This is a genomic window from Thiomicrospira sp., from assembly GCF_014859555.1.
Classification (GTDB): Bacteria; Pseudomonadota; Gammaproteobacteria; order Thiomicrospirales; family Thiomicrospiraceae; genus Thiomicrospira.
On the sequence record NZ_JACUTY010000045.1, the window covers coordinates 1 to 16,912 of the forward strand.

12 protein-coding genes and 1 pseudogene are annotated in these 16,912 nt (G+C 47.2%); 3 read left to right on the forward strand and 10 right to left on the reverse strand.

Annotation, left to right across the window (positions count from 1 at the left end):
- The 4 genes from IBX48_RS07795 to hemC all read right to left on the reverse strand — a co-directional run.
- A partial coding sequence (locus tag IBX48_RS07795; RefSeq protein ID WP_296832773.1) for a heme biosynthesis HemY N-terminal domain-containing protein occupies window positions 1-1,179 on the reverse strand: 1,179 nt, incomplete at its 3' end.
- Window positions 1,176-2,066 carry a hypothetical protein gene (locus IBX48_RS07800; RefSeq protein WP_296832776.1) on the reverse strand — a complete coding sequence of 297 codons (891 nt, stop codon included), beginning with the start codon at window positions 2,064-2,066 and terminating at the stop codon, window positions 1,176-1,178. The genes IBX48_RS07795 and IBX48_RS07800, both read right to left, overlap by 4 nt.
- Window positions 2,059-2,823: a uroporphyrinogen-III synthase gene (locus tag IBX48_RS07805; protein ID WP_296832779.1), complete on the reverse strand. Its 765-nt coding sequence runs from the start codon at window positions 2,821-2,823 to the stop codon at window positions 2,059-2,061. The genes IBX48_RS07800 and IBX48_RS07805 overlap by 8 nt, the downstream gene beginning before the upstream one ends.
- A 45-nt stretch (window positions 2,824-2,868) precedes the next feature.
- A complete protein-coding gene (gene hemC / locus IBX48_RS07810) occupies window positions 2,869-3,801 on the reverse strand; it encodes a hydroxymethylbilane synthase (protein ID WP_296832782.1) in 933 nt (310 codons plus the stop codon).
- Window positions 3,802-3,897: 96 nt separating this feature from the next.
- Here hemC and IBX48_RS07815 point away from each other — a divergent pair, with 96 nt between their 5' ends.
- A complete protein-coding gene (locus IBX48_RS07815; RefSeq protein WP_296832785.1) occupies window positions 3,898-4,440 on the forward strand; it encodes a thioredoxin fold domain-containing protein in 543 nt (180 codons plus the stop codon).
- Window positions 4,441-4,457: 17 nt separating this feature from the next.
- Complete coding sequence (argH, locus tag IBX48_RS07820; protein ID WP_296832788.1) at window positions 4,458-5,849, forward strand: argininosuccinate lyase; 1,392 nt, start codon at window positions 4,458-4,460, stop codon at window positions 5,847-5,849.
- A 182-nt stretch (window positions 5,850-6,031) separates the two neighbouring features.
- Here argH and IBX48_RS07825 read toward each other — a convergent pair whose 3' ends face one another.
- Both IBX48_RS07825 and IBX48_RS07830 read right to left on the reverse strand, forming a co-directional pair.
- Window positions 6,032-7,069 carry a porin gene (locus tag IBX48_RS07825; protein WP_296832791.1) on the reverse strand — a complete coding sequence of 346 codons (1,038 nt, stop codon included), beginning with the start codon at window positions 7,067-7,069 and terminating at the stop codon, window positions 6,032-6,034.
- A 176-nt stretch (window positions 7,070-7,245) separates the two neighbouring features.
- Complete coding sequence (locus tag IBX48_RS07830) at window positions 7,246-9,948, reverse strand: EAL domain-containing protein (RefSeq protein ID WP_296832795.1); 2,703 nt, start codon at window positions 9,946-9,948, stop codon at window positions 7,246-7,248.
- A gap of 191 nt (window positions 9,949-10,139) precedes the next feature.
- On the opposite strand from IBX48_RS07830, the gene IBX48_RS07835 reads away from it, so the two are divergent.
- Entirely contained in the window at window positions 10,140-11,822 is a 1,683-nt protein-coding gene (locus IBX48_RS07835) for a BCCT family transporter (protein WP_296832798.1), read from the forward strand.
- A 35-nt stretch (window positions 11,823-11,857) separates the two neighbouring features.
- On the opposite strand, the gene IBX48_RS07840 is transcribed toward IBX48_RS07835, so the two are convergent.
- The 4 genes and pseudogenes from IBX48_RS07840 to IBX48_RS07855 form a co-directional block, all read right to left on the reverse strand.
- Window positions 11,858-12,166, reverse strand: coding sequence for a hypothetical protein (locus IBX48_RS07840; protein WP_296832801.1), 309 nt, complete (start codon window positions 12,164-12,166; stop codon window positions 11,858-11,860).
- 66 nt (window positions 12,167-12,232) lie between these two features.
- Entirely contained in the window at window positions 12,233-14,029 is a 1,797-nt protein-coding gene (locus IBX48_RS07845; protein ID WP_296832804.1) for a Na/Pi symporter, read from the reverse strand.
- A 58-nt stretch (window positions 14,030-14,087) separates the two neighbouring features.
- Complete coding sequence (locus IBX48_RS07850) at window positions 14,088-16,217, reverse strand: AMP-binding protein (RefSeq protein ID WP_296832806.1); 2,130 nt, start codon at window positions 16,215-16,217, stop codon at window positions 14,088-14,090.
- A gap of 36 nt (window positions 16,218-16,253) precedes the next feature.
- Window positions 16,254-16,912, reverse strand: a pseudogene (locus IBX48_RS07855) (MFS transporter); the annotation flags it as partial.

A 16,912-nucleotide genomic window follows, 5' to 3' on the forward strand; every position in this document is an offset into this window, starting at 1 on the left:
CGGCTTGGTTGGGGGGTCGAGCTGCAACATGGCTTGTTTATAAACTAACGCGGCTTGCGAATCTTGACCTTCCGCCTCGTAACACTGCGCCAATATATGGAAGGTTTCGAGTTCGGGCCGTAACCGTAAACTTTCACGCAAATAACCGTGCGCCTGACCCCATAGCTGGCTTTGACAAGCCAGCCGCCCTAAACTCAACAACAATACCGGGTTGTCAGGATGCTCTTTTAACCAGGCCTGGGCTTTTTTAAGCCGATCATAGGCCGGGCCAAATTGAATTTGGCCATACAAATACACCAAACGTTCGTCCCATTGGGCTTTAATCGCTTTGTCTAGCCACTCCGCCACGCCGTTTAATTGTTTGGCCTGTAAACAATATTGAACATATTCCGCCATCACCGGCGGGCTGAGTTTTTGCTTCGTACTTAAGCCTTTCCACTGGGCTTCCAAATCTTCTAAATTGGCGGCTTTGGCCAAACGCATCGCACTCACTTCGGTTTCTAGGCCTTCCAAATCATCACGATTCAGTCCTGCGTGTTTTTTAATCGCGGGCATTAACGTCATTAAAGTTTCGGCTTGTTTCTGCTGGCGCAATAACGATACATATTCGCTTAAAACCGCACGGTGATTGGGTTGTAAGCGATGCAATTCACTCAAAATGATCGCCGCTGTGCTCGCGTCTTGATCTCTAATTAAGCGGGCTTCGACCAAACCAATCGTCAGGCCGTCTTCAGGATATAACTCACGCGCCTGGGCTAAATACTTATCGCGCCGAGCACTGGCCTGTTGCATATCGGCCATTTTGGCGGCGGTTAAATAATGTACCAAGCCGTTTTCGCTTAATTTAGCGGTTTTAATCAATTGTTTTTCGGCTTGTGCCCAGTCGGATTCTTCTTGCGCAATCAGCCCTTTCGACAAACTCATTTGGGCTTGGCGATAACGTTTTATTTGACGGCGTTTACGCCAAGCGGCCGGTAACCCTTTTAACCATAACCAGATTCGAATCAGCGCATAAAACACCATCAACAGGACTATCAAACCCGCCAACACAAGACTGACGCTGGTGTTAATCTCCCAAACATCCCACTTAAGTGTCACTTCACCTATATTTAACAAGGCCAAACTCGTTAAGCTGACCGCAAAAATTAATATTAACCCCCAACCGATTAGTTTTTTCATTGCGCGCCCTCATCACCGGGTTGATCCGCTGGATGTTTTTTGATGCTAAACAATTCGTTAAAACGCGAAAAAATGCCTTCTAACTGCGGCGTAATTTCATCCACCGCTTGTTGCACTTTTGGTGCCATACGCGCCATCCAATCAGCTTGGGTTTGTGCCAGTTCGTTCAGCTCTTCGGTTAGGGTTTGTATTTCGGTTTGCAGACGTTGTTTGTCTTGCTGCCATTGTTCCGATTCTACATAACCCTCTATTGCGGACCATTCTTGTTGTGCGCGCTGATTAAGCTGTTGCAACTCTTCTCGCAATGTTTGCAAGCCGGTCTGTAGGTCTTGTTTGGCTTGCTCTAAATCGGCACGTAACTTCGGGTCATCAATCTTAATCACCTTATCGTCCGACTCCGAAAAACCAAACATCGCCTGACTCGCTTCGCTTAAACGCAATTGCATTTCTTGCAGCTGGGCTTGGGTGGTTTGTTGATTTTGCTCTAGTTCGTTTAAAGCTGTTTCCCAAGCTTGTTGTGTTTTTTTAAACTCCGCTATCTGTTGTTGCTGGGTTTGCAGTTTGTCCGAAACCTGGGCCAACTCGGCGTGCAAAGGCTGCAATTGTTGGTTTATTTGCGCGGCACTAGGCACCTGCTGCAAATGCAACCAAGACGCCAAGCCTAAGGCAAACGCGGTGCCGGAAACAAATAAGATAATCCAGGTTAAAAGATTGGCGGTACCTGCTCGCGAACCGGCCGAACCCGAAGCTTTAACGCGTTCGGCTTTTTTGGTGTGTTTTGGCGCTTGTTCAGATTGATTCGATTGATCAGATGACTTGGATTCGGCCTCAACAAACTCACCTTCCACCACATGATGTTCTGCTTTGGGGGTAATGGGTTCACTCATGGCTTTCTCCTAAAGAGCGGGCATAACGTTGCAAGGTTTCCACAATCGCGCCATCACTTGAAGTGGGCGTGACCAAAATGGGCCCACTAAACCCGATCTTGCGTGCGGCGTTTTGAATGCGTTGACTAAATACTATCAGAGTTTGGCGAAAGCACCAGGCCTGGTGGTCTGGATTTTGTGCCGCCAATTGCGCGCTAAACACATCTAAACTGCTGACACTGGTAAACAATAACACCGGCGTTTGGGCCTGTTTAAAGGTTTGCCAAGCCGTCTGACAAAAAGGTGCGGCTTGGCGCCGATAGACTTCTAAAAAATCGACCTGCGCACCCTGTTCGATCAGGCTTTGCGCTAAATATTCACGCCCGCCATCGCCTCGCACAATCGCAACCCGCAAGCCTTTAGGCTGTGCAAACACAGCCAAATTTAACATGCCTTCGGAATCAAACGTGTTTGGCACCGGCGCTAAGTTTGGCCAGCCTTGTTGTTGAATGGCTTGCGCGGTCGCGTCACCCACCGCGACCAAAGCGGCATTAAACCTGGCCGACTTGTTAGGTAATTGCTGGGCGAAATGTTTAACCGCGTTACGACTGACAAATACCCACACATCATAGTCATCCCATTGCGGACAATGCTCTAAAGCCTGTGTCTGAATCTGCAAACTTGGGCAATCCAAACTAGCAAATCCGGCCTCAAGCAAGGCTTGATTTAAGCACCAGGCCTGGTGCTTTGGGCGCGTATTGAGTAAAGTCGGCGTCATAAATTTATCTGCCTGATGTAAGTGCACCATTCAGCTTGATCGCGCTTAAGCCTGCTCGCTATAAAGTTTTTGCAGGATTTCGCGTGCGCCAGCTTCCAATAATTGCTGGCCAATATCACGCCCCAACTCTTCGGCTTGAGCGGCTGGCGCACGGCCTTCTTTACGCACAATATGTGAGCCGTCGGATTCTGCCACCAAACCACGTAACCAAACTTCACCACCTTGTAACAACGCAAATCCGCCGATCGGCACTTGGCAACCGCCGTCCAAGGTATGGTTCATCGCACGTTCGGCACGCACCACAATTTCAGTATCGGCATGGTTTAATACCGCAACAAGTTTCTGCGTGTCGATATCATCGGTCAGGGTTTCAATTCCCAGTGCGCCTTGCGCCACCGCAGGCAAACAAAGTTCCGGTGCCATGCGATCACGAATGCGTGCTTGCAAACCTAAACGCTCTAAGCCGGATGTCGCCAATACAATCGCGTCATACTCACCGGCATCCAATTTACCCAAACGTGTGCCCACGTTACCACGTAAAAACCGCACCTCTAAATCTGGGCGCATCGCTTGAAACTGGGCTTGGCGACGCAGGCTTGAGGTGCCCAAAATCGCACCCTGTGGCAAGGCGTCTAAGTTTTCATAGTTATTGGATACAAATGCATCGGTCGGATCATGGCGTTCCATAATCGCACTTAAAACAAACCCTTCGGGCAATTCCATTGGCACATCTTTCATCGAATGCACGGCTAAATCGGCTTGGCCAGAGAGCATTTGATCTTCTAATTCTTTGGTAAACAGACCTTTGCCACCAATCTTTGCTAACGGCACATCCAAAATTTTGTCACCTTTGGTGCTCATCGGAATGAGTTCAACCACCAGGCCTGGATGGGCTTTTTCCAGCAGGGCTTTAACAAATTCGGCTTGCCACATCGCGAGTGGGCTTTTACGGGTTGCGATACGTAAGGTCGTCTTCATAGTCTGTTCCATTTATGTTTAAGCCACACATTTTACTCAAATGCCACTAGGATTTTCGTTAAAATAGCGCCATCATCCAACGAAAGGCGATATATCATGCTAAAAATCATTTTTTCCCTTGTATTATCCAGCCTACTATTGGCGGGCTGCGATCGCGAAGCTCACGCCAATCAGCTTAAAGAAATGGACGATTTCGCTTGGACCGCGCAAGAAGCGCGTGAAAAAAATATTCCAATTATGATTATGTTCACGGCCAAATGGTGCGAATTTTGTGACGAACTCAAAAAAGCCGTGCTTCACCCAATGTTGCGCGGCGGGCTTTATGACGGCTATGCCGTGATTATGCGCCAAGTCAGTGTCGACGCAAGCCAGCAAATTAAGTTTTCTGCCAATGAAAACATAGCCAAAAACGAGTTCGCCAAAATGTATAACGCCCATGTCACCCCCACCTTGATTTTTGTTGACTCACGCGGCTTGCCAGTGGGGGATCGAATTGTGGGTAATTTCGACACGCAGTTATTCGCCGCCATGATTCACAAGTCGTTAAATCAGGCATATGAAAAAATGGGCAACCCCATGGTATTGCCGACCTCGCCCGAACACATGCGTCGCCCATTGGACGGCTTTCCCGAAAAATAACCTATTAAAGGTGCGTTATGACACAAAACATTAACCAACAAAAACTGTCCAGTGGCCGTTTTACCGAGTCAACCGATGCGTTTGTTGAAGAATTTACCGCCTCCATTCAGTTCGATCATCGCCTGTATCGCCAAGATATTCAAGGCTCGATTGCGCACGCACGCATGTTATATAAAGTCGGCATTTTGAGCGCCAAAGAAGAAGACGACATTATTAAAGGCTTGGAGCTGGTTCAAAACGAAATCGAAAACGGTGAAATGACTTGGTCAATTAAACAAGAAGATATTCACATGAATATCGAATCTCGTTTAACCCAAATGATTGGCACAACGGGTAAAAAACTCCACACTGGCCGTTCACGTAACGATCAGGTTGCGACCGACATTCGCTTATATGTGCGTGATGAAATTGACTTTATTTTGACCGAACTCAAACGTCTGCAACAAGGTATTATTAGTGTCGCCGAACGCGAAGCCGACACGATTATGCCGGGCTTCACCCACTTACAAACCGCACAACCGGTGACGTTTGGCCACCATATGCTGGCTTGGTACGAAATGATAGTGCGCGATGTTGAACGTTTAGAAGACTGTCGCAAACGTGTCAATACCTTACCACTGGGTTCCGCCGCTTTGGCCGGCACGACTTATCCGATTGATCGCGAATACACCGCCAAACTTTTGGGGTTTGAGCGCATTAGTCAAAACTCGTTGGATGGCGTGTCGGATCGGGACTTTGCGATTGAACTCACCGCTTGGGCGGCGACTTTATTAATGCATTTATCGCGTTTTTCAGAAGAACTCATTCTGTGGTCATCGGCGCAGTTTCAGTTTATTGATTTGCCAGATAGGTTTTGCACTGGTTCGTCAATTATGCCGCAAAAGAAAAACCCAGATGTGCCGGAGTTAGTGCGCGGAAAATCCGGTCGGGTTTATGGCAACTTAATTAGTTTGTTGACCTTAATGAAATCACAGCCTTTGGCTTATAACAAAGACAACCAAGAAGACAAAGAACCTATTTTTGACACTATTGATACCGTTCGTGGTTGTTTGCGCGCATTTGCCGACATGATCCCCGCTATGCAGGTAAAACGTGAAATGACTTACGAAGCCGCCAAACGCGGATTCTCTACCGCCACCGATTTGGCCGATTATTTGGTTCGTAAAGGTTTAGCTTTCCGTGATGCGCATGAAATTGTCGGCTTGGCGGTCGCTTATGGGGTAAAAAACAAATTGGATTTATCCGATATGCCACTCAAAACCTTACAAGGGTTCAGCGATAAAATAGGTGACGATGTATTTGAGGTCTTAACCTTAGAAGGTTCCGTGGCCGCACGTAACCACTTAGGTGGCACCGCGCCAGAACAGGTTAAAGCTCAGGTTAAAAAAGCCAAGCAAGCTTTGGCTTAAAGGCCGAGCTTGTCATTCAAAGCAAAGCGAAGAATCTTGTAAAAGGCGAACGCTAGATTGCTGACCACCAGGCCTGGTGATCTGAATTTTCAAACCCCTTAAAGCAAAAAACCCCGCCGAGGCGGGGTGATTGTGCCAATAAAGACACACAAACAAAACTAACTAGGAAAACACCAGCGAGGTTAGAAGTTGTAAATCGCACCTAAAGAGATCGCGCTTACGTCTTTACCATTTACCGTTGTAACTGATGAACCGTGACCGCCACCTACAACTGAAAACTTGGCACCTTCATCATTCGATGTTGCCGCATAGGCCGCATACAAGGTTAGGTCTTTACCAAATTTACGGTCAATGCCAACCACCATCATTGAGCCACCATCGTTTTTAGCACTGGATTCATCGGCAATATAATACTGACCACGTAAACGATAATCGGCATTTAGATCATAATAAGCACCCAAGCCCATTACGGTATTGTCATTACTCGCTTCATTTGCATCCTCATAAAACGCCGCGACACGCATGCCTTTCATCACGTTATAGGTGGCACCTAAACGAATCGCTTCTTTGCGGTCGTTTGTTACACCACCAGTGATACCAGCACCTTGGCTTTCTTGAGCGACCATCACAGTTAACGGGCCATTTTTATAAGTTAAAGATACACTGGTTGCATCCGTTTCGTTATCCAATTCATCATCCGCATTATTATTTGCTGAATATTGTGCATCTAACTTCAACCCACTGAATTCAGGGGTTTGGTAATGAACACTATTGTGAAAACGTTTATCAAAAGTGCCTTTAGTCATGTTACGTGCATCACCAATACGATCACCAAACATATCCGTAAAGCTTCTTACTTTTTTCGTTGGGGTGTCAAAATAACCTAAACGTACTAGACCAAAGTCACCTTTTAAACCAAAAAAGGAGTCGCGAGACGTAAAGACATCTTTGTTGGTTCTTCTATCAAAGTTGATGGTTTGCTCTAGCTGCATCATGGCGGTTAAGCCATCAACCACTTCTGTTTTAGCAGCAAAGCGCAAACGAGATGCATTACTCGCGACATCCATACCAGAATCCTTAGCGGCACCAGAAGCACCATTATCTATCTGGTCAATCGACATGTGGGCACGGCCAGAAACTGACACCTCTGCAGCCATGGCTGGAACGGTGAAGGCGGTTACGGCGGCGCCGATGGCTAGAGCTAGAATTTTTTTCTTCATGAGTTTTTCCTTAATCAATAAAAATTAAACGCGTTAATTTGAAACACGCGATAACTTTACGCATTGCCAGTGCGTGACTGATTAAGGTTTTATGAATCTAGATGACGGTTTTTTGACAAGCTACGCACAAGCACCAGGCCTGGTGGTGTGCGGTGGGTATAATCATGGGGGGGTCTTTAGCTATTCAGGTAAATAATAAAGTCATGATAAGGCAACGGGCGCGCAAAATAATAGCCTTGGAAGTCATAACAACCCTGCCCAATAAGCGCCTGACGCTGGGCTTCGGTTTCGACACCTTCCGCCAACACATGCAAACCTAAAGCTTTGCCCATCGCAATAATGGTGTCGGTTAACACTAGGCTGCTGGCTTCTTGGCCAATATCGTGCACAAAACTTTGGTCGATTTTAAGCTGATCTAACGGCAAACGTTTGATGCTGGATAAGGAGGAGTAGCCCGTACCAAAATCATCCATCGAAAACAATACGCCACGCTGTTTAAGCTGCTGCATTTTTGCAATCGTGTCTTCCAAGTCATCCAACACCATACTTTCGGTTAGTTCGAGTTTGAGCTGACCGGGCTGCAACTGGTAATAATCCAACCAATGCGTGACCTTTCTGACAAAATCAGCTTGGCGTAATTGGCGCACACTGACATTCGCCGACAAGGTTAAATGCCTAAGCGAGGGCTGATTTTTCCATTCACCAAGGCGGTTACACGCCTGCTGCAGCACCCAGTCGCCAATCTCAATAATCAAACCGCTGTCTTCCGCAATCGGGATAAACTGGGCAGGGGATATTAAACCTTGCTGAGGGTGACGCCAGCGAATCAAAACCTCAGCCCCCTTAACTTGATTGAGTTCATTTAGTTGGGGCTGGTAGTAAAGTTCAAGCTGTTTATGCTCAATCGCATAACGCAAATCATCTTCCAATTTTAAACGGTGCTCCAAGGCTTCTTGCATTAGCGGATCAAACAAACGAATCGTGTTTCGACCCGCATGCTTGGCTTGATACATCGCGCTGTCGGCGTTTTTTAACAACTCATCCAAGCTGATTTGATGACCTCGGAATAAGGCCACGCCAATACTCGGGCTGCTGTAATGTTCGTAGTCGTTAAGGTAGTAAGGCTGATTTAAACAATCACGAATGCCTTCGGCGAAATGCTCCATCTCAAGCGACGCTTTGTGTTCATCACGGCTCAGCTCTTCGTACAAAATAACAAACTCATCGCCACCCAAACGCACGACCATGTCAGATTCACGCGATTGCTTAGTCAAGCGCGAGGCTACTTCGAGCAAAAGCATGTCACCTACATTATGGCCTTTAGTATCATTGAGGGTTTTAAAGTTATCCAAGTCAATAAACAACAACGCGCCATAACGTTGCGTACGTGCACTGATAACTTGGGCGTGCTCAATCCGTTCAACCAATAACCGACGATTGGGCAACTCGGTCAGTGGATCATAAAACGCCAGTTTTCGAATTTGCTCTTCGTCTTCTTTGCGTTGTGTAATGTCCAAAAACGCACCCACATAATGCGTAACACGATTTTTTCGATCGTACACCGCCGTGATCGTCAACCATTCGGCGTAGAATTCGCCATCTTTACGGCGGTTCCAAATCTCGCCTTTCCAGCTGCCGTTGGTTTTAAGGCTTTGCCACATGTTTTTGTAAAAGTCTTTGTCTTGACGGCCTGAACTTAAAATAGCTGGGGTTTTGCCAATCACGTCTTCAGCAGAATAACCGGTAAGGCGTGTAAAGGCTTTATTGACCTTTAAAATCTTGCCTGCGGGGCTGGTAATGGTGATGCCTTCTTGCACATCAAACGCGGTGGCGGCAATACGCAGTTCTTCGCGATTACGCAAAATCGAAAACAGCGTCCAACCCAGCAACACAATTAAAATGGTCGTAACCGAAATATTATTAACCAAATCCGCATGCAAGTCATCCAACAAAGGTGCAGGCGACAAAGCGACCAAGTAAGCGGCGTTATGGCCTTCAATATCGTTAATGGCCAAAAAACTCGCCACATGATATTGCTCATTTAAGCGAAACGGCACAGCGAAACTGTGCCCCAGTTCCATCTTGCGCAACACCTCGGGATTCGTTCGTAATGGTTTACCCGCTTGGTGGGCATATTCGCTTAAATCACTCGACGCATTTGGCAATTTTTGTTCTGGGTTTTCTTGCAACCAGGCCTGGTTGAATAAACTCGGTACATAATAAGATTTATAACCTTCAAACACCGCCGCATGCACACGCCAGTTCAACACCAAGGCATACTCACGCGAGTTATCCAGCAGCGCAATGTCTCTTCTTAGGGTTTCAAACGCATTACTAAACTCCACCGCACCTAAATGCTGACCATTATAAATAATGGGGTAAACACTACGCAAACCAGGCAAAACTCGGCCCAGCTCAAAACCGCTGGTAGGCTCTAAGCGAGTATTAGCTAACCGAAAGGATTCACGCAAACTGGTTAAGTCATCGCCAAATTCAAGGGGCGCATGTAGGCGCAATAAACTTACGTTATTAGGCAAAGTAAACTGGAACTGATACACACCTTGTTGCGAAAGGTGATCGTATACTGGCTTTAATTGTTCGAAAAGTTCCGAACGGGCGTGATCTCGCTTGGACGGGATTTGTGCTTGTTTTAACAAATCGAGAATAGCGGGCTGCATAATATAGGTTTGAAAATACGCATCTTTACCGCGTTGATGAATCTGTTGCACGGCGGTCCAAGTCACATTCAAATCTGCAATTTGGCGCTGAGTATAGCTATATTGCTCTACGTTTACTCGGTAGGTAAAGTAATAAGCGGCCAAACTCCACACCGTAATCAGTAGTAACCCAATTAAGACAGCTAAACGTTTAGTCGACACATTTACTCCAGTTCATCAAAATAGCCACCCTTATTAATAGCTTTAATTATTGGTCACCTCGATTAATTATACAGTCTAAAATTTAGAAAAAATTGGATTATAACAGGGCTTATATAGATGAATATTTGACCTTAAGCTTAAGTAACCATTACTATTGAAAACCCACTAAATTCTTATCTAAAGGCAAGTTAATGTACAACCAAGCCAGAACCGGTCTGCTGAAAGGCATGAACCCCTTATTAACGATTTCATCCTTTGTGATGATTGGCTTAGCTTTGGTGCTGGTCGGCTTTTATACCCAACAAAGTGCGGATGCGATTTATGGCTTACGCACTTTTTTAAATCCATTCTTAGAATGGTATTACGTTGCGCTGGTCGCGTTTTTGTTGTTTTTTATGATCTGGCTGGGCGTCGGGCGCTTTAAAAATGTGCGTTTGGGCAATGACGACGAGCAACCCGAATTTAGTTTTTTCTCTTGGATTAGTATGCTGTTTGCCGCCGGAACCGGCATCGGGATTCTGTTCTGGTCGGTTGCGCAACCGATTATGCAATTTCAGCTCAACCCATTCATGGATCAAGGCATGACACCCGAAGCGGCGGTGATCGCAATGCGTTTATCGTTTTTTCACTGGGGCATTAACGGCTGGGCGATTTTTTCATTCGTGGCGTTAACCATGGCTTATTTTGCGTTTCGGCATAACTTACCGCTAACCGTTCGCTCCGCACTTTATCCATTGCTAGGCGAACGCGTGCGTGGGCCAATTGGCGATATGATTGATTTGTTGGCGGTATTTGCCACCGTGTTTGGCATCGCCACCACTTTGGGCTTAGGTATCCAGCAGATGAACGCCGGACTGCATCATGTGTTTGGCTTAACCGATTCGTTACAGCTTCAACTCACGGTTATTGCGGTGATTATGGGGATTGCGACTTTTTCGGTGTTATCTGGTGTTAATCGCGGTGTGCGTTTATTGTCTGAACTTAACTTTTGGCTGAGTTTGCTGGCGGTGAGTTTTATGCTGTTATGGGGGCCCACTCAATATTTAATTGGCCTGATGCTTGAAGCCACCGGCGATTATATTCAAAACATTATTCGCATGACGTTTCACACCAATGTGACCCACGGCAGTAACTGGCAGGCCGATTGGACCGTGTTTTTCTGGGGTTGGTGGATAGCTTGGTCGCCGTTTGTGGGCATGTTTATTGCCCGAATTTCTCGTGGTCGTACGTTTCGTGAATTTGTTGCGGGCGTGTTGTTGGTGCCGACCGGTATCACCATTATTTGGATCGGCCTATTTGGCGGCACCGCGTTATATCAGGAATTGTTTGGGCAAGGCGGGGTCATTGCGGCGGTAGATGAAAACGTCGCCACCGCGTTATTTGTCATGATCAGTGGCATGGAGTTGGGTGTTCTCACACCTTGGGTATCGAGTTTATTGCTGTTATTAATTGGCACCTATTTAATCACCTCGGCCAATGCTGGCACCTTGGTAATTAACACGATTTTATCCGGTGGCGATATTAACCCACCAGTGATCCATCGTTTTATGTGGGGCGTATTTTTAGCTTTGTTAACCGCAGTGCTTTTAATTGCGGGCGGTCTAGCAATTTTACAAGCGGCGGTGATTGCGGCGGCGATGCCATTTTCACTGATTATTTTGGCGATGATTGCCAGCTTGTTACAAGCGCTTGAACAAGAAAAGTTTGCCGCGCGCACGGGTGGCCGTCATGTGCCTCCGGCCGAACCTTGGATTGTCAACGAAACTACTGAAAATGAAGTGCCTTTGGCTGGAATGGTCAAAGCCGCACACGAGCGTTTGGGAACCCGCAGCGAATCGGATGAGGTCGTTCAGGATGAAATCAAGCGCCCTTAAAATTGAACCCTTGGATGGCTCAATAACTTGGCCAACTAATCGGTTGGCTTTTGTTGATGACTGACGTTAGGTTGGCAATCGGTTGAAGAAGGCTCGCGTTCGGCGCGCAAGGCCAGTAAATGCTGTTTACCTTTGGCACGCTGAGCACGCACCACATCGAGCTTATTTTGCAGGTCTTCACGATTTTCGTCTAGCACAGACTCATCAAAAGCCGTCATTAAGGCCTGCTCTTTTTGCTTCAGCTCTTTAAGCATTTTACGCAAGGACGTCAGGTCTTTGCGCTGTTGCTTAACATCCGCATCCAAAAAAGCCATCAGTTTTTTGAGCATTTTCTTCAATTTCATCGCCGCCTCCTTAAGTTTGACGCGAATGGAAAATGGGGCCTAAGCCAACCACTCTAAGACCGTAACTTAAACAGATTGTACTTTCGCCAGGTTTTCAATTTCTTGACTGTCGAGCGCGAGGGTTTTCGAACTGCGCAAATCCGGGTCGACTAACAAGGCTCGGGCGGCTTTAATTAAATGGTTAGCCAGCTCCATAACATAACTTTCATCGTTCATCACCGAGGTGGCGACATGCGCCTGAATCGTGCGACTACGAATAAGCTCATCTAAATTATCCATCAGTTGCTGACTGGCTTTTTCTTGGGTGAGTTTAAGCGCATCTAAAGACAAAGACGTGACATTTTCAGGATGTTTTAAAATGTCACGCAATTCGCGCAGTAGTTTGGCCATTTGCAAACGCATCGTGTCGTACTGATCTCGCACCGCTAATTGGCTTGACATGCCATAACGTGAGAGATTTTTGTGCATGTGCTTCATGGCTTTAATGGCCTCAACCAAGCTTCGACTGGCTTGACGCAATACAAACAGTTCTTCGCTGGCCTCGCGCGGCAGTTCTCGGGTTTGAGCTTCGCCAATAAACCCAACGATTGCGCTGTGCAAACTCTTAATTTTGTTTTCGTAAGCATCGTCCAAATCCAATGGCATAATGCGGCGCGTATTTTTTACCGCCTCCGCCAAAGACTCTTCCGATTCAATCACCGCACGCCGCAAACTAATGCCGTGCGCCAATAAGCCATACGCATTATCAAACAGGTGTTGCACCTCTTTACGCACGGCGCTCACCGATGTAGTCGGGGTTTCAAGTGCATCTGGATACAAATAAAGCGGCTGTTCCCGACTTGCTGGTACAAAGTTTATATAACGAATCAACGCGGCTTCCAACTTGTATAAAAACGGCCACAATAACAACACGCCCAGCAAATTAAATAAGGTGTGGAATAACGCGAGTTTTAATAAATAGTTATCCGCAGCAATACCTAACCAGGCCGCCAAGTAATCCACCGCCCAAACAAATTGATTGATAAAAGCAATCGCCACTGTGGCCGTAATCACATTAAATATGACGTGCGCTACCGCAAGGCGTTTACCGCTTAAGTTGGCCGCCAGCCCGCCCATTATAGTGGTTATGGTTGTACCCAAATTTGCACCAATTGCCAACGCCAGGGCGTTTTCATAACTCACCTGGCCGGTGGCCAGCGCCGCAATAATCACCAATAAAGTGGCGTGGCTGGATTGCATAATCACCGTTACCAGCATGCCGATCAAGGTAAATAACAACACACCCACCAGGCCTGGTAGCGCATATTGCGCTAAGTTTACGCCCGACTGAAACACCTCAAAGCCCGCCTTCATGTAATGAATGCCGAGGAACAAGAAGCCAATTCCCAGTAACACATAACCCAAGCCTTTTAGGCTTTTGCTTTTTTGCATAAACAGGATCACACCAAACACAATCGCCGGCATCGCGTAACTCGCAATATCAACTTTCAAACCAAAGCCAGCAATCAGCCAAGCACCAGTGGTGGTGCCAATATTTGCGCCCATAATAATGCCAATACCAGCGGCCAAGGTGATCATCTGCGCACTAACGAAAGAAATGGTAATTAAGGAGACGAGTGAACTCGACTGCATTAAGGTGGTGGCGGTCATACCAAAGGTCACACTTTTCCACGATCGACTGGTTGAGACGCGCAGTAAACTTTCTAGAGTGCCCCCGGTAAAGGCTTTAAAGCCTTCTTCTAAACACACCATGCCAAATAAAAACAGCGCAATCCCCGCCGCGATTTCTTTAAAATCCGGGCTAATCCAGAACCCATAAGCCAACAGCAATAAAATAACTGGAAATAAAAATCGTTTTAGCATGATGAGTTCTCAAAAAATGAATCTAAAAATATTAGCGCGAAACCCTAACATTGCCTAGCTAAGCTTGGGCTATGCGATCCACCGCCGGGTAATCAATTTTGCCGGTGCCTAACAGCGGAATTTGATCGACCACCAAAATAGTTTTTGGAATTGATAATTCACTCAACCCCGCTTCGCGCAAAGCCTGTACCACGTCTTGTTTGTTTAACTCAGCATCGTCCGTAACCAAACCTAAACGCTCACCTTTGTGCGGATCGGGCAAACGCACCGCCACCGCTTGGCCTTGTTGACAATAAGGTGCGATCGCGCTTTCAATCGCCGCTAGCGACACCATTTCGCCGCCAATTTTAGCAAAGCGTTTGGCGCGACCTAAAATCGTCACAAAACCAAATTCGTCCATCTCTACAATATCACCCGTGTCGTGCCAACCATCAACGGGCGGCTTTAGCACACCCGGGTTATCCGCCATAAAATAACCCAACATCACATTCGGGCCTTTTACCCACAAACGCTGGCCAACCACCAGGCCTGGTATTGGCTCTAAGCGATATTCGATTCCAGGTACAAACTGGCCAACACTGCCATGCTTACACATTTGTGGAATATTAACCGCCAGCACCGGTGCGGTTTCGGTCACACCATAGCCTTCAAAAATCGACTTGTGGAATTGGTCCGCATACACACGTCGGGTTTCGGGTTTGAGTTTTTCCGCCCCCGCCACCAGCGCATCAATACTGTAAAAATCATACGCATCGGCTTGGCGTGCATAACCGTTATAAAAGGTATCGGTGGCAAAAAACAGACGTGCATTGGTCTGATAAATGCGCTCGGGAATAATATGATAATGCAAAGGCGTGGGGTGCAACTCGACCCGCGCGCCGTTTAAAAGTGGCCATAATAATCCAGCGGTCAAGCCAAAACTGTGAAAAGTCGGCAAGGCATTAAACACACCATCGTTGGGCAATAATGCAAACATCGCGCGAATTTGTTCAACATTGCTGATGAGGTTTTGATGCGATAACACCACGGCTTTAGGTGCGCCTTCTGAACCGGAGGTAAACAAAATCACCGCCGGTTTATGCGCCGCCACCAGGCCTGGTAGTTTATGTTTGGCACGCATGAAGGCACGTAATTTGGTACCCAAGCCAATTTGTTCACGCAGATCTTCTAAATACACCAGTTCGACTTGCTCGGCCAAAGCTGCCGCTAAATCCTCTAAACCCGCCAGCTCAATAAATTTGCGCGAGGTTAAAACCGTTTGCAGTTGCGCGGTGTTGCAGGCCGATTTAATCGCGTGTTCCCCTGCGGTAAAATTCAACAAAGCCGGTACCTTGCCATACGCCTGTAACGCAAAAAAGGTGGCCGCCATGCCGGCAACGTTCGGCAACAACACCCCAATATGATTTTGCGATGCGCAACGCTCAGCCAAGGCCAAACCCAATACACGTCCGGCCAACACCAGTTTACTCAAACTCAATTGGTTGCCCTGCGCATCCGCGACCGAATAAGTGGTTTGCGGGTAGGTTTTTTGTGCGTCCAACAAAGCTTGCCATAGGCTTTTAGGTTGATAACGTGCTTCAAACTGAGCATCACGCATGATTTTATACAAGGCTTGTTTTAATAAGGCATGACGTTCGTGCGCTTTCAGATCTGTGGGAACAGACAAACTCTGTGCAGGCAAAATCGTCAGACGAATTTTGGCAAACCAACGTCGCCAAGTCCAGCGCACCCGACCATCCAAATAAGACAGTTTGCTAAATTGTGCGCCTTCAATATGCACCGGCAAAACCGCCGCGTTGGTTTTGCTCGCCACTAACGCGGTGCCGTCATACACCTTCATTAAACCCCCGGTGGTGCTGATGCGACCTTCGGGGAAAATCATGCCTTGCTTGCCGGCTTTAAGCGCCTGAATCATGTGTTTGGCGGCCAACGGGCTGTGCATATCGACTTCGATAAACGACGCCATTTTCAAAATCCAGCGTTTCCAACCGCCGGTGTGGCTAGCGTGAATCATAAAGTGGGTACGCCCGGGAATAAACAAATCAACCAGCGGCCCGTCTAATAAGGATTGGTGATTTGCCACAATCAATAAAGGCTGGCTGGATTGATCTACCGCATCATAATGCTCTAACCCGCGCACTTCGACACGATATAGCATTTTAAAAAGCCACTTAAACACAATCTTCATAATCCACCTTTTGCTTTGTTTCTGACTGGATTCAGACTAACCGATCAAACTCACACGCTGGCGCCATCGCCACTCCCAAAACGCAAACCCCAGCACAATCACAATTAAGCCTGCACCCAGTTGCAACCAATCACCGCCCAACATATAACCCGCCATAATCGCTAAAGCCGACAACACCATAAACAAGGCGTTCATCACATTATTTAACGCAAACGCACGTGCGCGTTGTGTATCTGGCACCTGGCGTTGCAGCTGGGTATACAAAGGCACACAATAAGCACCGCCTAAAATCGCCAGCCACAACAAATCAAACACCACGCGGTTGCCCGGCCACTGGCTGAGGTATTCACGCCAGTTGAGTAAATTATCCGGCACACTCGCTCCGCTGGTCGCCCACAAGGCATCCGCCAACGCCAACGCCATTAACGCCAATAAATAAGGTTGATAACGCAACTGCGTGCGGCCACGCAAATGCCAGTTAATTAGCCACGCACCCAAACCAAAACCAAGCGCAAATAACGCCATAAACAACACCGCAACCTGTTCGTCTGCATATAAATAGTCCTTTACCCAAACCGGAAACTGACTAAGTAATGACGCACCGATAAACCAGAAAAACGAAATCGACACCACAATAAAACCGCGCCCATCATTAAACGCTTTAAATAAATTCCGATAAGGCGACCACCAGGCCT

Bases quoted from the DNA above. Each gene is read 5' to 3' on its own strand.
- IBX48_RS07800 (WP_296832776.1), bottom strand. From the start codon at position 2,066: ATGAGTGAACCCATTACCCCCAAAGCAGAACATCATGTGGTGGAAGGT.
- IBX48_RS07805 (WP_296832779.1), bottom strand. From the start codon at position 2,823: ATGACGCCGACTTTACTCAATACGCGCCCAAAGCACCAGGCCTGGTGC.
- hemC (WP_296832782.1), bottom strand. From the start codon at position 3,801: ATGAAGACGACCTTACGTATCGCAACCCGTAAAAGCCCACTCGCGATG.
- IBX48_RS07815 (WP_296832785.1), top strand. From the start codon at position 3,898: ATGCTAAAAATCATTTTTTCCCTTGTATTATCCAGCCTACTATTGGCG.
- argH (WP_296832788.1), top strand. From the start codon at position 4,458: ATGACACAAAACATTAACCAACAAAAACTGTCCAGTGGCCGTTTTACC.
- IBX48_RS07825 (WP_296832791.1), bottom strand. From the start codon at position 7,069: ATGAAGAAAAAAATTCTAGCTCTAGCCATCGGCGCCGCCGTAACCGCC.
- IBX48_RS07835 (WP_296832798.1), top strand. From the start codon at position 10,140: ATGTACAACCAAGCCAGAACCGGTCTGCTGAAAGGCATGAACCCCTTA.
- IBX48_RS07840 (WP_296832801.1), bottom strand. From the start codon at position 12,166: ATGAAATTGAAGAAAATGCTCAAAAAACTGATGGCTTTTTTGGATGCG.
- IBX48_RS07845 (WP_296832804.1), bottom strand. From the start codon at position 14,029: ATGCTAAAACGATTTTTATTTCCAGTTATTTTATTGCTGTTGGCTTAT.
- IBX48_RS07850 (WP_296832806.1), bottom strand. From the start codon at position 16,217: ATGAAGATTGTGTTTAAGTGGCTTTTTAAAATGCTATATCGTGTCGAA.